The organism is Streptococcus sp. Marseille-Q5619, assembly GCF_946901205.1.
Lineage (GTDB): Bacteria > Bacillota > Bacilli > Lactobacillales > Streptococcaceae > Streptococcus.
In genome coordinates this window covers 260414-276077 of sequence record NZ_CAMPPO010000004.1, presented here as the reverse complement: position 1 = coordinate 276077, position 15664 = coordinate 260414, and the positions used below count along the sequence as shown (strand labels likewise).

14 protein-coding genes are annotated in these 15664 nt (G+C 43.5%); 12 read left to right on the top strand and 2 right to left on the bottom strand.

Translation table 11 applies throughout. From position 1 onward, the window contains the following. The first annotated feature begins 25 nt into the window (after nucleotides 1-25). From gmk to OC530_RS06710, 12 genes are all read left to right on the top strand, one after another. Entirely contained in the window at nucleotides 26-652 is a 627-nt protein-coding gene (gmk, locus tag OC530_RS06765; RefSeq protein WP_262080747.1) for a guanylate kinase, read from the top strand. Nucleotides 653-676: 24 nt separating this feature from the next. Beyond that, entirely contained in the window at nucleotides 677-991 is a 315-nt protein-coding gene (rpoZ, locus tag OC530_RS06760) for a DNA-directed RNA polymerase subunit omega (RefSeq protein WP_262080745.1), read from the top strand. A 65-nt stretch (nucleotides 992-1056) separates the two neighbouring features. Further along, complete coding sequence (locus OC530_RS06755; protein WP_262080743.1) at nucleotides 1057-3453, top strand: primosomal protein N'; 2397 nt, start codon at nucleotides 1057-1059, stop codon at nucleotides 3451-3453. A gap of 12 nt (nucleotides 3454-3465) precedes the next feature. Further along, nucleotides 3466-4401, top strand: a complete 936-nt coding sequence (gene fmt / locus OC530_RS06750; RefSeq protein WP_262080742.1) for a methionyl-tRNA formyltransferase — start codon at nucleotides 3466-3468, stop codon at nucleotides 4399-4401. Further along, complete coding sequence (rsmB, locus tag OC530_RS06745; RefSeq protein WP_262080740.1) at nucleotides 4394-5707, top strand: 16S rRNA (cytosine(967)-C(5))-methyltransferase RsmB; 1314 nt, start codon at nucleotides 4394-4396, stop codon at nucleotides 5705-5707. Before fmt ends, rsmB begins: the two co-directional genes overlap by 8 nt. Nucleotides 5708-5721: 14 nt before the next feature. Next, nucleotides 5722-6462 carry a Stp1/IreP family PP2C-type Ser/Thr phosphatase gene (locus tag OC530_RS06740; RefSeq protein ID WP_000406242.1) on the top strand — a complete coding sequence of 247 codons (741 nt, stop codon included), beginning with the start codon at nucleotides 5722-5724 and terminating at the stop codon, nucleotides 6460-6462. Beyond that, nucleotides 6459-8438: a Stk1 family PASTA domain-containing Ser/Thr kinase gene (gene pknB / locus OC530_RS06735; protein WP_262080737.1), complete on the top strand. Its 1980-nt coding sequence runs from the start codon at nucleotides 6459-6461 to the stop codon at nucleotides 8436-8438. The genes OC530_RS06740 and pknB overlap by 4 nt, the downstream gene beginning before the upstream one ends. 114 nt (nucleotides 8439-8552) lie before the next feature. Continuing rightward, nucleotides 8553-9311, top strand: a complete 759-nt coding sequence (locus tag OC530_RS06730; RefSeq protein ID WP_262080735.1) for a threonine/serine exporter family protein — start codon at nucleotides 8553-8555, stop codon at nucleotides 9309-9311. A gap of 1 nt (nucleotide 9312) precedes the next feature. Further along, nucleotides 9313-9762 (top strand): threonine/serine exporter family protein, encoded by a 450-nt coding sequence (locus tag OC530_RS06725; RefSeq protein ID WP_057487161.1) that lies wholly within the window; start codon nucleotides 9313-9315, stop codon nucleotides 9760-9762. A gap of 160 nt (nucleotides 9763-9922) precedes the next feature. Further along, the gene (locus OC530_RS06720) at nucleotides 9923-10171 is read left to right on the top strand and encodes a hypothetical protein (protein ID WP_173282527.1); all 249 of its coding nucleotides are present in this window, start codon (nucleotides 9923-9925) and stop codon (nucleotides 10169-10171) included. 130 nt (nucleotides 10172-10301) lie between these two features. After that, entirely contained in the window at nucleotides 10302-11474 is a 1173-nt protein-coding gene (locus OC530_RS06715; RefSeq protein WP_262080730.1) for a hydroxymethylglutaryl-CoA synthase, read from the top strand. Beyond that, entirely contained in the window at nucleotides 11474-12748 is a 1275-nt protein-coding gene (locus OC530_RS06710; RefSeq protein WP_262080728.1) for a hydroxymethylglutaryl-CoA reductase, degradative, read from the top strand. The genes OC530_RS06715 and OC530_RS06710 overlap by 1 nt, the downstream gene beginning before the upstream one ends. A gap of 151 nt (nucleotides 12749-12899) precedes the next feature. Here the strand turns inward: OC530_RS06710 and OC530_RS06705 are convergent, their stop codons facing one another. Together OC530_RS06705 and OC530_RS06700 are read right to left on the bottom strand one after the other, a co-directional pair. Beyond that, nucleotides 12900-13865, bottom strand: coding sequence for a LacI family DNA-binding transcriptional regulator (locus OC530_RS06705; protein WP_262080725.1), 966 nt, complete (start codon nucleotides 13863-13865; stop codon nucleotides 12900-12902). Beyond that, nucleotides 13846-15300, bottom strand: a complete 1455-nt coding sequence (locus OC530_RS06700; protein WP_173219990.1) for a glycoside hydrolase family 32 protein — start codon at nucleotides 15298-15300, stop codon at nucleotides 13846-13848. Before OC530_RS06700 ends, OC530_RS06705 begins: the two co-directional genes overlap by 20 nt. Nucleotides 15301-15664 lie beyond the last annotated feature (364 nt).

The window sequence follows — 15664 nt, the reverse complement described above, 5'->3', positions numbered from 1 at the left end:
CACAGACTGACTAAAAGGAGACACAATGGCAGACCGAGGCTTACTAATCGTTTTTTCTGGTCCTTCAGGGGTTGGAAAAGGAACGGTTAGAAGAGAGATTTTTGAGAGTTCTGAAAACCAATTTCAATACTCTGTATCGATGACGACACGTGCACAACGTCCTGGAGAAGTGGACGGTGTTGACTATTTCTTCCGTACTCGTGAAGAGTTTGAAGAGCTGATTCGTCAAGGACAGATGTTGGAATACGCAGAATACGTCGGCAACTACTATGGAACTCCTCTGACCTATGTCAATGAAACCTTGGACAAGGGAATTGATGTTTTCCTTGAAATTGAAGTTCAGGGTGCTCTTCAGGTCAAGAAAAAGGTTCCAGATGCTGTCTTTATCTTCCTGACACCACCAGATTTGGATGAATTGCAAGATCGTTTGGTAGGACGTGGAAAAGACAGCGCAGAAGTGATTGCCCAACGAATCGAAAAAGCCAAGGAAGAAATTGCGCTTATGCGTGAGTATGATTATGCGATTGTCAACGATCAGGTGCCCCTAGCTGCTGAGCGTGTCAAACGTGTGATCGAAGCAGAGCACTTCCGTGTGGATCGTGTTATTGGTCACTATCAGGAGATGTTACCAAAATCTCCAACTACCCGATAAAATTTAGAAAATAGGTACAAGCAAATGATGTTAAAACCCTCTATTGATACCTTGCTTGACAAGGTTCCATCAAAATATTCACTCGTAATCTTGGAAGCAAAACGTGCCCACGAATTGGAAGCAGGTGCGCCAGCAACTCAAGGTTTCAAATCTGAAAAATCAACTCTTCGCGCTTTAGAAGAAATCGAATCAGGAAACGTTACAATTCACCCAGATCCAGAAGGAAAACGTGAAGCTGTGCGTTGCCGTATCGAAGAAGAAAAACGCCGCAAAGAAGAAGAAGAAAAGAAAATCAAAGAGCAAATCGCTAAAGAAAAAGAAGATGGTGAAAAAATTTAAGGTTGGGGGGACTCAATCTTATTTTTTCTATTGCAAGAATGTACTGACAAGGAGGAGGTGAGAAGATGGCTATAGCCAAGATTATCGTAGATGTGCCCTTGATGCAGACGGACCAGCCCTATAGTTACAGGATTCCTGAGGAATTTGAGGGAATGCTGGAAGTTGGGATGCGGGTTCATGTGCCTTTTGGTAAGGGCAATCGCCTGATTCAAGGGATTGTGCTTGGTTTGGAATCCCAATCAGATGAAGAAGAGATTGAGCAAGATTTAAAAGATATTGCCGAGGTACTGGATTTTTCTCCTGTTCTCACGCAAGAACAACTCTGGTTAGCTGAAGAGCTACGTAAATCTGTCTTCTCCTACAAAATCTCTATTCTCAAGGCTATGTTACCGGGATTTCTGAACTCTAGCTATGACAAAATTCTCTATCCTCTGGTAGGTCTGAGTCAGGAAGACCGAGAGCGCTTGTTTGGTTCAGAAGATTCGCTAGCCTTTTCTTCTCTGGATTTAGCTAAGCAAGCTGAAATGATGCGTTTGACTAGAAAAGGCCTGCTTGGTTTGGAATATCAGGCGGTCGATCAAAAGAAGGTCAAGACCCAGTCTTGGTATGAGGTAGACCTTGCTCAATTAGAAGGTGTAGAGATTTCTGCACGTGCCAAGAAAAAGTTGGAATTGAGAGACTATTTGCTGTCTTATCCTGAGAGTGCTTCCTTGGCTAGTTTGTTAGAGTCCTACTCGCGGGAGCAAGTTAACTTCTTTGTGGAACAAGGTGCTGTGACCATAGTTCAAAAGGAAGTTCAACGCTCGGCTGCTTATTTTGAAGGCATTGAGGCAAGTCAGCCTTTGGAGTTGAATCCAGAGCAAAGACAGGCGCGTGATGCGGTTGTGGGTGCGATTGGCAGTCATCAGCCTCCCTTCCTCCTTCAAGGGATTACAGGAAGTGGGAAGACCGAGGTTTACTTACAAATAATCCAAGGAGCCTTGGACAAGGGTAAGACAGCTATTTTGCTAGTGCCTGAGATTTCCTTGACTCCACAGATGACGGAGCGTTTTATTGCTCGTTTTGGGGACAAGGTGGCCATTCTTCACTCAGGCTTGTCCAATGGTGAAAAGTATGATGAATGGCGCAAGGTGGAACGCGGCGATGCCCAAGTTGTGGTTGGTGCCAGATCGGCCATCTTTGCTCCGCTGAAAAATCTGGGTGTCATGATTATTGATGAAGAGCATGAAGCGGCTTATAAGCAGGACAGCAATCCCCGATACCACGCCCGGGATGTAGCTATTTTGAGGGCCCAGTACAATCAAGCAGCTCTGGTACTTGGTTCAGCAACTCCTAGTCTGGAAAGCCGGGCGCGTGCTGGCAAAGGCGTCTATCAACACTTACGTCTGACCCAACGGGCCAATCCTTTGGCTAGGATTCCTGAGGTTCAAGTGATTGATTTTCGGGACTATATCGGACAAAATGAGACGTCAAACTTTACGCCACCTTTGCTAGAAGCCATTCAAGACCGTCTGTCTAAAAAAGAGCAGGTAGTTCTTATGCTCAATCGTCGTGGCTATTCTAGCTTTGTCATGTGTCGGGAGTGTGGAACCGTTGATACTTGTCCCAACTGTGACATTTCTCTCACTCTGCACATGGATACTAAGACCATGAACTGCCATTATTGTGGTTTTTCTAAGGACATTCCTCAGGTCTGTCCTAACTGTAAGAGCCGCAGTATTCGCTACTATGGGACAGGGACACAGAAGGCTTATGACGAGCTAGCAGAACTCTTTCCCCAGGCTCGCATTCTGCGCATGGATGTGGACACGACTCGTAAGAAAGGTAGTCACCAAGCTCTGCTTGACCAGTTTGGGCGAGGAGAAGCAGATATTTTACTAGGTACTCAGATGATTGCCAAGGGATTGGATTTTCCCAATGTAACTCTAGTCGGTGTTCTAAATGCGGATACGGCCTTGAATCTGCCTGATTTCCGTTCTTCTGAGAGAACCTTCCAGCTCTTGACTCAGGTGGCAGGTCGAGCAGGACGTGCTGAAAAAGCTGGGCAGGTCTTGATCCAGTCTTACAATCCGCAGCACTACGCTATTCGATTTGCAAAAGACCAGGACTACGAAGGCTTTTATGCTTATGAAATGGGTATCAGACGACAACTTGGCTATCCACCTTACTATTTCACCATTGGCATTACCCTTTCTCACAAGAAGGAAGAAGAGGTGGTCAAACGTGCCTATGAAGTCATGAACGTTTTGCGGTCAGGCTTGTCAGAAACCAGTAACATCCTCGGGCCAACGCCCAAACCCATTGCCCGTACCCACAACCTCTATCATTACCAGATTTTAATTAAATACCGTTTAGAAGATGAGCTAAGTTCGACTCTCAACCAGGTCTTGGCCTTGACTCAAGAACGGGAAAATAGTGAGCTCCGTCTCAGCATTGACCATGAGCCACAGCAATTTTTATAAGAAGGAGAAGATATGACAAAATTAATCTTTATGGGGACCCCCGACTTTTCAGCAACAGTTTTAAAAGGGCTTTTGACAGATGACCGTTACGAAATTCTAGCCGTTGTGACCCAGCCAGACCGTGCTGTCGGACGTAAAAAAGTGATCCAAGAAACCCCAGTCAAGCAGGCTGCCAAGGAAGCAGGTCTTCCTATCTACCAACCTGAAAAACTATCTGGAAGTCCAGAGATGGAAGAGATTATGCAGCTAGGAGCAGATGGAATTGTGACTGCTGCTTTTGGCCAGTTTCTCCCAAGTAAACTCCTTGATAGCATGGACTTTGCGGTCAACGTTCACGCTTCTCTTCTTCCTAAACATCGTGGTGGAGCGCCTATCCATTACGCCTTGATTCAAGGCGATGAGGAAGCTGGTGTGACCATTATGGAAATGGTTAAGGAGATGGATGCAGGAGATATGATTTCCCGTCGCAGTATTCCTATCACTGATGAGGACAATGTTGGCACCTTGTTTGAGAAATTAGCTCTTGTTGGTCGTGATTTGCTTTTGGACACTTTGCCTGCCTACATTGCTGGGGAAATCAAACCTGAACCACAGGATCCAAGTCAGGTTACTTTCTCGCCAAATATCAAGCCAGAAGAAGAAAAATTGGACTGGAATAAAAGCAATCGTCAACTTTTTAACCAGATCCGTGGGATGAACCCCTGGCCTGTTGCCCATACTTTCCTTAAGGGAGACCGCTTTAAGATTTATGAAGCCCTACCAGTAGAAGGTAAGGGAAATCCAGGTGAGATTCTCTCTATCGGCAAGAAAGAATTGATTGTCGCAACGGCAGAAGGGGCTCTATCACTCAAACAAGTGCAACCAGCTGGTAAGCCTAAGATGGACATTGCTTCCTTCCTTAACGGTGTTGGGCGGACATTGACTGTAGGAGAACGATTTGGTGACTAAAGTAGAAACGGCTAGAAGTTTAGCCCTAGCAGTGCTAGAGGATGTCCTTATCAATCAAGCATACTCAAACATCGCCTTAAATAAGCATCTCAAGGGAAGCCAACTTTCAGTAACGGACAAGGGCTTGGTAACTGAGATTGTTTATGGAACGGTAGCCCGTAAACTGACTCTGGAATGGTACCTATCCCACTTTATTGAGGACAGAGACCAGTTAGACAGTTGGCTCTACGTCCTTCTCCTCATGAGTGCCTACCAACTCCGCTATCTTGATAAGATTCCAAATCATGCTGTGGTCAACGAAGCAGTGGAATTGGCCAAAGTCCGTAAAAAAGGCAGTGAAAAATTGGTCAATGCCCTCCTTCGTCGTATTCTGCGTGAAGGCTGGCCAGATATTGCTAGCATCAAACGAAAAAACAAGCGTGATTCCATTGCCTATTCTCTCCCAGTTTGGCTAGTTGCCAAACTCAAGGAAGAATACGGTGAAGAGCGAGCGCAAGCTATTTTTGAAAGTCTCTTGGTGCGCAACAAGGCCAGCATTCGTGTAACAGACCTAAGTCGAAAAGAGGAAATTCAAGCCTTGTTGGAGGCGAATAATTCCCTTTTAGCAACCACTGGTCTGGTTAAGGAGCAAGGGCATTTTGCAGGGCATAATTTGTTTGCGGATGGAGCCATTACCATCCAAGATGAGTCTAGTCAGCTGGTTGCTCCGACGCTTGATTTACAAGGTAATGAGCAGGTTCTAGATGCCTGTGCGGCTCCGGGTGGGAAAACAGCCCATATGGCCTCTTATCTTACGACAGGTCAGATTACTGCTTTGGACTTGTATGACCACAAGTTGGATTTAATCCAAGAAAATGCCCAACGTCTAGGAGTTGCAGATCGGGTTCAAAGGCAAAAATTAGATGCCAGAAAGGTGCATGAGTTTTTTGGTCAGGATTCCTTTGACAAGATTTTAGTAGATGCTCCCTGTTCAGGAATTGGCCTTCTGCGTCGAAAACCAGACATCAAATACAATAAAGAAACGGCAGATTTCGCGTCATTGCAGGAAATTCAGCTAGAAATATTAGGTAGTGTTTGTCAAACACTAGGCAAAGGTGGTATAATAACTTATAGTACCTGTACTATTGTCTCAGAGGAGAATTTTCAAGTCGTTGAGGCGTTTTTAGAAAGTCATCCTGAGTTCGAGCAGGTAGAACTAGAACATGAATGTAAGGATATCATGAAAGACGGCTGTATCCTCATTACACCTGAATTGTATGGAAGTGATGGATTCTTCATCAGTCAATTTCGCAAGATATCGGATTAGGAAGGAACTGACACATGGAAATTTCATTATTAACAGATGTTGGTCAGAAACGAACAAATAACCAAGACTATGTCAACCACTATGTCAATAGAGCTGGGCGTACCATGATTATTTTAGCTGATGGGATGGGAGGTCATCGCGCAGGGAATATCGCTAGTGAAATGGCGGTAACAGACCTAGGTATAGCTTGGGTTGACACCCAGATCGATACAGTCAATGAAGTGCGTGAATGGTTCGCCAATTACCTAGAAATTGAAAATCAAAAGATTCATCAACTTGGACAAGATGATGCCTATAAAGGAATGGGAACAACTCTAGAAGCTGTTGCTATTATTGGCAATCAGGCTATCTATGCTCATATTGGAGATTCTCGTATCGGTTTGATTCGTGGAGAAGAGTACCACCAGTTGACGAGCGACCATTCTTTGGTCAATGAATTGCTTAAGGCAGGTCAATTGACACCAGAAGAAGCAGCTAGCCATCCACAGAAAAATATTATTACTCAATCTATCGGTCAAAAAGATGAAGTTCAACCTGATTTTGGAATGATTACCCTTGAGCCAGGAGACTATCTCTTGCTCAATAGTGATGGTTTGACTAACATGATTTCAGGCAGTGAGATTTGTGATATTGTAACCAGTGATATTCCTTTGGCAGATAAAACAGCGACGCTTGTACGTTTTGCTAACAATGCAGGAGGTTTAGACAACATTACGGTTGCCCTTGTTTCTATGAACGAGGAGGATGCAGAATGATCCAAATCGGCAAGATTTTTGCCGGACGCTATCGGATTGTGAAACAGATTGGTCGAGGAGGCATGGCAGATGTTTACTTGGCCAAGGATTTAATTCTAGACGGAGAAGAAGTGGCAGTGAAGGTCCTGAGGACCAACTACCAGACGGACCCGATAGCTGTAGCTCGTTTTCAGCGTGAAGCGAGAGCTATGGCAGATCTAGACCATCCTCATATCGTTCGGATAACAGATATTGGTGAGGAAGACGGTCAACAGTATCTTGCAATGGAGTATGTTGCTGGACTAGACCTCAAACGCTATATCAAGGAACACTATCCTCTTTCTAATGAAGAAGCAGTCCGTATTATGGGACAAATTCTCTTGGCTATGCGCTTGGCCCATACTAGAGGAATTGTCCATAGGGACTTGAAACCTCAAAATATCCTCTTGACACCAGATGGGACTGCCAAGGTCACAGACTTTGGGATTGCAGTAGCCTTTGCTGAGACGAGTCTGACTCAGACTAACTCTATGCTGGGTTCGGTTCATTACTTGTCACCAGAGCAGGCGCGTGGTTCAAAGGCAACTGTACAGAGTGATATCTATGCCATGGGGATTATTTTCTATGAGATGTTGACAGGCCATATCCCTTATGATGGGGATAGCGCGGTGACCATCGCCCTTCAGCATTTCCAGAAACCACTGCCGTCAGTTATAGCTGAAAATCCATCTGTGCCTCAGGCTTTGGAGAATGTTGTTATCAAGGCAACTGCCAAGAAATTGACAGATCGTTATCAGTCAGTTGCAGAGATGTATGTGGACTTGTCTAGTAGCTTGTCTTACAATCGTCGTAATGAACCTAAACTGGTATTTAATGATACTACTAAGGCGGACACCAAGACACTACCAAAGGTATCCCAGAGTACCTTGACTTCGATTCCTAAGGTGCAAACACAAAGTCCGAAGCCACAGACTGCGAAGCCGAGTCAGCAGGTTTCAGAAGACAATTACGCAAGCAAGCCTGTTAAGAAACGGAAATTTAGAGTTCGTTATATGATTTTGTTGGCCAGCATTGTATTGGTGGCAGCCTCTCTGATTTGGATACTATCCAGAACTCCTGCAACCATTGCCATTCCAGATGTGGCAGGCCAGACAGTTGCGGAAGCCAAGGAAACGCTCAAGAAAGCCAATTTTGAGATTGGCGAGGAGAAATCAGAGGCTAGTGAAAAGGTGGAAGAAGGGCGGATTATCCGTACAGATCCTGAAGCTGGAAAGACTCGAAAAGAAGGATCGAAAATCAATTTGGTTGTCTCATCAGGCAAGCAATCTTTCCAATTGAGTAACTATATCGGCCGTAAATCGACAGATGTTATAGCAGAACTCAAGCAGAAGAAGGTTCCTGAAAATCTCATCAAGATTGAGGAAGAAGAGTCGAATGAGAGTGAGGCTGGAACGGTCATGAAGCAAAGTTTACCAGAAGGTACGACCTATGACTTGAGCAAGGCAACTCAAATCGTCTTGACAGTAGCTAAAAAAGCTACGACGATTCAATTAGGGAACTATATTGGACGGAACTCTACAGAAGTCATCTCGGAACTCAAGCAGAAGAAGGTTCCTGAGAATTTGATTAAGATAGAGGAAGAAGAGTCCAGCGAAAGCGAACCAGGAACGATTATGAAACAAAGTCCAGGTGCAGGTATCCCTTATGATTTGAGTAAACCTACTCAAATCGTCTTGACAGTAGCTAAAAAAGTTACAAGTGTTGCCATGCCGAGCTACATTGGTTCCAGCTTGGAGTTTACTAAGAATAATTTGATTCAAATTGTTGGGATTAAGGAAGCCAATATAGAAGTTGTAGAAGTGTCGACAGCTCCCGCTGGAACTGCTGAAGGTACAGTCGTTGAACAAAGTCCTAGAGCAGGTGAAAAGGTAGACCTCAATAAGACTAGAGTCAAGATTTCAATCTACAAACCTAAAACAAGTTCAGCTACTCCTTAAAATCAGATGGATAATCAAAATGAGTAATCAATCTTTGTCATGATTTCATGGCAAAGATTTTTTTTGACTCCAGATTTGTGATAGAATAGAAGGAGTTGATAAAAGGAGGAAAGCATGGAAGAATCAAAAGAATTAAATGCCGTTATTGATGTGATTATGTTAGCGGGGACTATTCTCCTTAAAAGTGGCTCAGAAATCCATCGTGTAGAAGATACCATGATTCGGATCGCGCATTCGCAGGGGATTGTGGATTGCAATGTCCTTGCCATGCCTGCAGCCATCTTTTTCTCCATTGAAAACACAAATATTTCGCGTATGAAGCGCGTGACTTCCTCTTCTTATAACATCGAAAAAGTCTGCGATGTGAATCAGATTTCTCGTCAGTTGGTAGGGGGGCTGATTGATTTAGAGACAGCCTTCAAGCAATTGAAGGCCTTGCAAGCCCAGCCCCTTCCTTATACTAAGTTGCAGGTAACTTTGGCTGCGACCTTAAGTGCTCCTTTCTTTTCGGTTATGTTTAGTGGAAATATCTACGACGCACTTGGGGCAGGAGTGGCTACCTTATTTGGTTTTGCCTTTTCCCTTTATGTGGAGAAGTTTATCCGAATTCCTTTTGTAACAGCCTTTGCTGGGGCCTTCGTCTTTGGGATGATTGCCCAGTTTTGGGCTCGCTACACAGGCTTTCCTTCAACAGCAGATTTGATTATAGCTGGTGCGGTCATGCCGTTTGTACCAGGAATTGCCTTGACCAATGCGGTCCGTGATATTATGACCAACCACATAAACTCTGGTATGAGCAAGATGTTTGAATCTCTACTCATTACCCTTGCTTTAGGGGCGGGAACTTCTGTTGCCTTGGTATTGATGAACTAATATGACACTAACAACCTTTTTATTACAAGCAGTAGCAAGTCTTCTTGCCATTATCACTTTTCTAATCGTACTCAATGTGCAACGCTCTATGCTCTTACCTGGAGGGATTTTGGGCATGGCTGTCTGGCTAATCTATCTCTTGCTCAAGGAACCGACCAATGTCATTGTAGCCACCTTCATTGCGGCCATTATCGGTTCTTGTGTCAGCCAGATTTTGAGTATTCTTTATAAGACTCCTGCTGTGGTCTTTATCTTGGCCATCTTGGCACCGCTGGTTCCAGGTTATCTCTCCTACCGAACAACTGCCTTTTTTGTGACAGGGGACTATAATAAAGCGCTGGCAAGTGCGACCTTGGTTGTCATGCTGGCTTTGGTAATCTCTATTGGAATGGCTAGCGGAACAGTGATTCTCAGACTTTATCATTATATAAAAACACATCGAGTATCGTAGAATATGCAGAAATAAAAGAATTTTCTGAAAAATAAGATAAATATAGTGACAAGGCTTTCTATATGTGCTATTCTCTATATAGAAAGGAGGAAAAATCATGAAAAAATCACTATTTTCCTTATTGTCTGTAAGTCTACTGACCTTGTTGGTTATCCCAGTCATGGTTTCTAGTTCAGGCTCAGAGTTTCAAAGTGGATGGCAAGAGAATCAGTTGATTGCCGAAAAGGTTAGTAAAACACTTGACAAGACATTTGATAAGGATGTCAGAGAAATTCCGACCAGTCAGTTTTATCAAGAATTTGTAGATGAGATGGGAAGAACTTACTCAGGAAATTTAATCCTCCAGGAACTGATAACTGAGAATGGGGCTTATAAAGCTACTTATGTTGGTGAACTCTCTAGCAACTGATCATTTTTTAAAATTATGACCAATAAGAGGCTTGATTTGGTGAATCAAGTCTTTTTTCTCTCTTTTACTACCATTTGTGATAAAATAGTACTGAACGATTTTTTACATGAATGATAAAACAGAGGTAAATATGACAATCGGTATTGATAAGATTGGTTTTGCGACCAGTCAATATGTCTTGAAGTTACAAGACTTAGCAGAAGCGAGGGGAATTGACCCTGAAAAATTAAGTAAAGGACTCTTACTCGAGAAATTGAGTATTGCGCCCCTAACTGAGGACATTGTGACCTTGGCGGCCAGCGCAAGTGACTCTATTTTAACTGAGCAAGAAAGAGCAGAAATTGACATGGTCATTGTGGCTACTGAGTCAGGAATTGACCAGAGTAAGGCTGCGGCCGTCTTTGTGCATGGCTTGCTGGGCATCCAGCCCTTTGCTCGTAGTTTCGAGATTAAAGAAGCTTGCTATGGAGCGACAGCGGCCCTTCATTATGCCAAATTGCATGTGGAAAATTCTCCAGAGTCCAAGGTATTGGTCATCGCCAGTGATATTGCCAAATATGGTATTGAAACTCCAGGAGAACCAACTCAAGGTGCTGGCAGTGTGGCCATGTTGATTACACAAAATCCACGCATGATGGCCTTTAATAATGACAATGTAGCTCAGACCCGTGACATCATGGATTTTTGGCGACCAAATTACTCAACAACCCCTTATGTAAATGGTGTTTATTCTACCCAGCAATACTTGGATAGTTTGAAAACGACTTGGCTTGAATACCAAAAACGCTACCAGCTTACTTTGGATGATTTTGCGGCGGTTTGCTTCCACTTGCCTTATCCTAAATTAGCGCTAAAAGGCTTGAAAAAAATCATGGATAAGAACTTGCCTCAGGAGAAAAAAGACCTCTTGCAAAAGCATTTTGATCAGTCTATTCTCTACAGTCAAAAGGTGGGGAATATCTACACAGGTTCGCTTTTCCTTGGACTTTTGTCTCTCTTGGAAAATACAGATAGCTTGAAAGCTGGGGATAAAATCGCCCTTTATAGTTATGGAAGCGGGGCTGTGGCTGAGTTCTTCAGTGGTGAATTGGTTGAAGGATATGAAGCTTATCTGGATAAAGACCGTTTGAACAAGCTCAACCAACGGACTGCCCTGTCTGTTGCAGACTATGAAAAAGTCTTCTTTGAGGAAGTAGACTTGGATGAATCTGGTTCAGCCAAGTTTACTGGTTTTGAAAATCAAAACTATGCCTTGGTGGAGATTGTTGACCACCAACGCCGTTATAGCAAGGTTGAAAAATAATGAAGATAAGTTGGAATGGATTTTCTAAAAAATCATACCAAGAGCGCCTCGAGCTGTTAAAAGCTCAGGCGCTCCTTAGTACTGAAAAACAAACCAGTCTGGAGCAGGATGAACAGATGAGTGTGACTGTGGCAGACCAGCTGAGTGAGAATGTGGTGGGAACTTTTTCTCTGCCTTATTCGCTGGTCCCAGAGGTTCTCGTTAACGGTCAGGAATACACAGTTCCCTATGTGACAGAAGAACCGTCCGTGGTTGCTGCAGCCAGCTATGCCAGCAAAATCATCAAGCGAGCAGGTGGCTTTACTGCTCAAGTGCATGAGCGTCAGATGATTGGACAGGTAGCCCTTTATCAAGTTGTTGAACCTGAACAAGCCCAAGAGAAGATTGCCAGCAAGAAAGCAGAACTCTTGGAGCTTGCCAATCAAGCCTATCCTTCTATCGTTAAACGAGGAGGTGGGGCGCGTGATTTGCATGTAGAGCAGATCAAAGGCGAAACAGACTTTCTAGTCGTTTATCTTCATGTGGATACCCAGGAAGCCATGGGTGCCAATATGCTCAACACCATGCTGGAAGCCTTGAAACCAGTCTTAGAAGAACTCAGTCAGGGTCAGAGTCTTATGGGTATTCTGTCCAACTACGCGACCGATTCTCTGGTGACTGCAAGCTGTCGCATCGCTTTTCGTTACTTGAGTCGCCAAAAGGATCAAGGACGAGACATTGCGGAGAAAATGGCCTTGGCTAGTCAGTTTGCGCAGGCTGATTCTTACCGAGCTGCTACGCACAATAAAGGGATTTTTAATGGTATTGATGCCATTTTAATTGCCACTGGTAATGACTGGCGTGCCATTGAGGCAGGGGCTCATGCTTTTGCCAGTCGAGACGGACGCTATCAAGGTCTTAGCCGATGGACGCTGGATCTTGAAAGAGAAGAATTGGTCGGTGAGATGACCCTGCCCATGCCTGTAGCGACCAAGGGTGGTTCTATCGGCCTTAACCCTCGTGTAGCCCTCAGTCATGAGCTACTGGGAAATCCTTCTGCCAAGGAATTAGCACAGCTTATCGTGTCTATCGGACTTGCTCAAAACTTTGCGGCCCTGAAAGCCTTGGTCAGTACAGGGATTCAGCAAGGCCACATGAAATTGCAGGCTAAATCCTTAGCTCTCCTAGCTGGTGCTAGTGAGTCTGAAGTTGCTCCCCTGGTCGAGCAGCTTATCGCAGATAAAACCTTTAACTTAGAGACTGCCCAACGTTATCTAGAAAACTTAAGATCATAAAAAAACTCAGACGAATTGGTCTGAGTTTTCTTGTGCTTATACTCAATGAAAATCAAAGAGCAAATTAGGAAGCTAGCCGCAGGTTGCTCAAAACACTGTTTTGAGGTTGCAGATGGAAGCTGACGTGGTTTGAAGAGATTTTCGAAGAGTATTAAATACTTTTTCCTGGTAATAGTGTAACTGGTAAGAAGTAACCAGTTGTGGCGACTTCCTTGCCTTCGATCTTCTGCAAGAGGAGGTCAACAGTGAGGCAGGCAATTTCTTCCAAGGGTTGCTTGATAGTAGCCAGTTGAGGGTAGTAATTTTCGATAAAGTAGGTCCCATCATAGCCGATGACCTTGAGCTCTTCTGGGACAGAAATGCCCAATTCTTGAGCGATTTTAATGACCAGAATAGCTGTCAAATCATCTGAAGCAAAGATGGCATCTGGCTCTTGTCGAGTTAAGATATTCTTGATTTCCATTTCTTTTCTGACGGGAGAAAAGTCACTGGAAACATTGATAATAGGAGCTTGGGGGAGTACAGATGCAAAACCAGCGTGGCGTAGTCCAGTTGGTGAATTGGAATTGTCATTCCCTGTAATCATGATGATAGATTGGGCACCTGTCTTAACCAAGGTCTGGGCAGCAAGAACTCCACCAGCATAGTTGTCAGAGGAGACGACAGGGATGTCTGGCGATAGGTTTCGGTCAAAGGAAATAATCGGTGCTGTCACACGATTATAGTCTTCAATTCCTAGGTTGTGACTACCAGAAATAATGCCGTCCACCTGATTGGCTTCCAACATTTCGATGTACTCGCGTTCCTTTTCAGAGTCATGCTCACTGTTGCAGATGATGGTCTTGTAACCATTTTTGAAGAGTTGGTGTTCCAGCTTATCAATCAATTCTGCGTAGAAAATGTTAGAAATATTTGGGAAAATCAAGCCGATTAACTTAGCTGATTTTCCTTGTAGACTGCGAGCTAGGTTGTTGGGTTTATAGCCCAATTCTCGCATGGCTTCATTAACCTTTTGAATGGTTTTTTCAGATAGATACCCTTTTTTATTGATAACCCGAGAAACGGTAGTAGGACTGACGCCTGCAAGTTTGGCGACATCAGTTAGTTTTGCGACCATAATCTAATTCATAGTAAGTTCCAGTTGGGTTTCCAGATTTAATCAGGATACCATTTTGGTCCTCATGTGGGAAGACACGACCAGAAAATACTTTTTCTCCTTTATTGATGAAAATTTCAAAGACAGAGTTATCGATGAAAATCGTAGCAGTAGTAGCCTGATTCTCGATTGGGCAAGAACGTGTAGTTCCAAATTCTTGGGCATACTGTTCTCCAGCATGGCTACGATCCACTGTCACTTGACCATTTACAAGGTCAAAGTTGATTGAAAGTCCCTTGCCTTCTTTATCAGCAAGTAAGACAATCTCGCTCTGGCTATTGGCTTCCAAGTTGAGTTCAAGTTCGTAAGTGTTCTTGGTTTGGGCACGGTTTGAGAAAGGTTCTTCAGAAGCACAAAGGTCCTTGATAGCTGCGACTGGGTATTGGTAGAGTTTGCCGTCTTTGATAGTGAGTTCCTTGACCAAAGAGAAGGTTCCTTGGTGGTCAAAACGGTCAGATGGATATGAAACATCAGGCAAGCCAAGCCAGCTAACAGCTAGAGCACGTCCATCAGGAGCGTTGAAGGCTTGAGTTGCATAGGCTTCGAAACCATAGTCCATGTTTTGAAGTTGAGACACATCTACCATTTTGGCATTTTCAGGGTCAAAGGAAGCCCCAATCTTATACATATTTGGAAAGATATTATCGTAGTCTAGAACGTTCTTATCCAATCCTTGTGGGCAGTAGAGAAGGACAGGTTGTTCCCCTACAAAGACCAGATTTGGACATTCCATCATGTAGGCAGTACGGTCGTTAGCAAAGTCAAGGTTGCCAACGGCTTGCCAGTTTGTATAGTCATTATCGACAGCCTTGTAGAGACGGACGAAACCTTTTTTCTCCAAGTCCTGTCCACCAACGATAGCATAATATTGCCCCTTAAAGTTAAAAATTTGCGGATCACGGAAGTGGTCAGTTGAGTCTGCTGGCTGGTCGATCAAGGTCTTGTCAATCTTGGTAATCTTACCATCCTTATCCATCAAAGCTCCAATCTGGTAAGGGTGACGGATCCAGTTTTCATCGCGGACATTTCCTGTATAAAATAGGAATAACTGATCACCAAATTGCATGGCAGAACCAGAGTAGGCACCGTGGCTATCTAATGGAGTATCAGGTAAAACTTTGACACCAGTTTCTGTGAAGTGAACCAAGTCCTCACTTTCCAATTGCACCCAAGATTTTAAACCATGGGCTGCACCAAATGGAAAGTTCTGATAAAAAACAATCCACTTGCCATCAAAGTAGGAAAAGCCATTTGGATCGTTGAGAAGTCCTGTTTTTGGCTCAACATGGTAATGAGTATGCCATGGAGATTGTGCTATATTTTCTTTTATATGTTGAATTTCTTCTTGCGTCCAATCTTGATAAAGTCTGTAACGACGCTCAGTTGTCCATTCCATTCATTCATTCCTCCAAAAATCTTATCACTTTTAATAGTAACCGTTTTCGATAAAAAATGCAAGCCTTTTATGTTAAAAAAGAGGAAAAGCTGTCAAGCGTTTATCACAAATTAAAACCAGAAAATCAAACATCTATCTACAAAAAAATGAAAGAAAGTGAAGCAAAATCCTTTTAAACAAGATTCCAAACTTATTTTTTTAAGAAATGCCTGCTAAAACAGTCAAAAACAATCAATCTATGGCGTGCCCACTAAGTGGATAGAATATTTTTTCTGCAAAACGCTTGACATATTTCTAAAACATGATAAAATAATAGTCGTAGGGCGAATAAAATCGCTTTCAAACAATAACAAAATTTTATATA

Excerpts from the sequence above, each read along its gene's own strand:
- gmk (WP_262080747.1), top strand. The coding sequence starts at position 26 with ATGGCAGACCGAGGCTTACTAATCGTTTTTTCTGGTCCTTCAGGGGTT.
- rpoZ (WP_262080745.1), top strand. The coding sequence starts at position 677 with ATGATGTTAAAACCCTCTATTGATACCTTGCTTGACAAGGTTCCATCA.
- OC530_RS06755 (WP_262080743.1), top strand. The coding sequence starts at position 1,057 with ATGGCTATAGCCAAGATTATCGTAGATGTGCCCTTGATGCAGACGGAC.
- fmt (WP_262080742.1), top strand. The coding sequence starts at position 3,466 with ATGACAAAATTAATCTTTATGGGGACCCCCGACTTTTCAGCAACAGTT.
- OC530_RS06740 (WP_000406242.1), top strand. The coding sequence starts at position 5,722 with ATGGAAATTTCATTATTAACAGATGTTGGTCAGAAACGAACAAATAAC.
- pknB (WP_262080737.1), top strand. The coding sequence starts at position 6,459 with ATGATCCAAATCGGCAAGATTTTTGCCGGACGCTATCGGATTGTGAAA.
- OC530_RS06730 (WP_262080735.1), top strand. The coding sequence starts at position 8,553 with ATGGAAGAATCAAAAGAATTAAATGCCGTTATTGATGTGATTATGTTA.
- OC530_RS06725 (WP_057487161.1), top strand. The coding sequence starts at position 9,313 with ATGACACTAACAACCTTTTTATTACAAGCAGTAGCAAGTCTTCTTGCC.
- OC530_RS06720 (WP_173282527.1), top strand. The coding sequence starts at position 9,923 with ATGGTTTCTAGTTCAGGCTCAGAGTTTCAAAGTGGATGGCAAGAGAAT.
- OC530_RS06715 (WP_262080730.1), top strand. The coding sequence starts at position 10,302 with ATGACAATCGGTATTGATAAGATTGGTTTTGCGACCAGTCAATATGTC.
- OC530_RS06710 (WP_262080728.1), top strand. The coding sequence starts at position 11,474 with ATGAAGATAAGTTGGAATGGATTTTCTAAAAAATCATACCAAGAGCGC.
- OC530_RS06705 (WP_262080725.1), bottom strand. The coding sequence starts at position 13,865 with ATGGTCGCAAAACTAACTGATGTCGCCAAACTTGCAGGCGTCAGTCCT.
- OC530_RS06700 (WP_173219990.1), bottom strand. The coding sequence starts at position 15,300 with ATGGAATGGACAACTGAGCGTCGTTACAGACTTTATCAAGATTGGACG.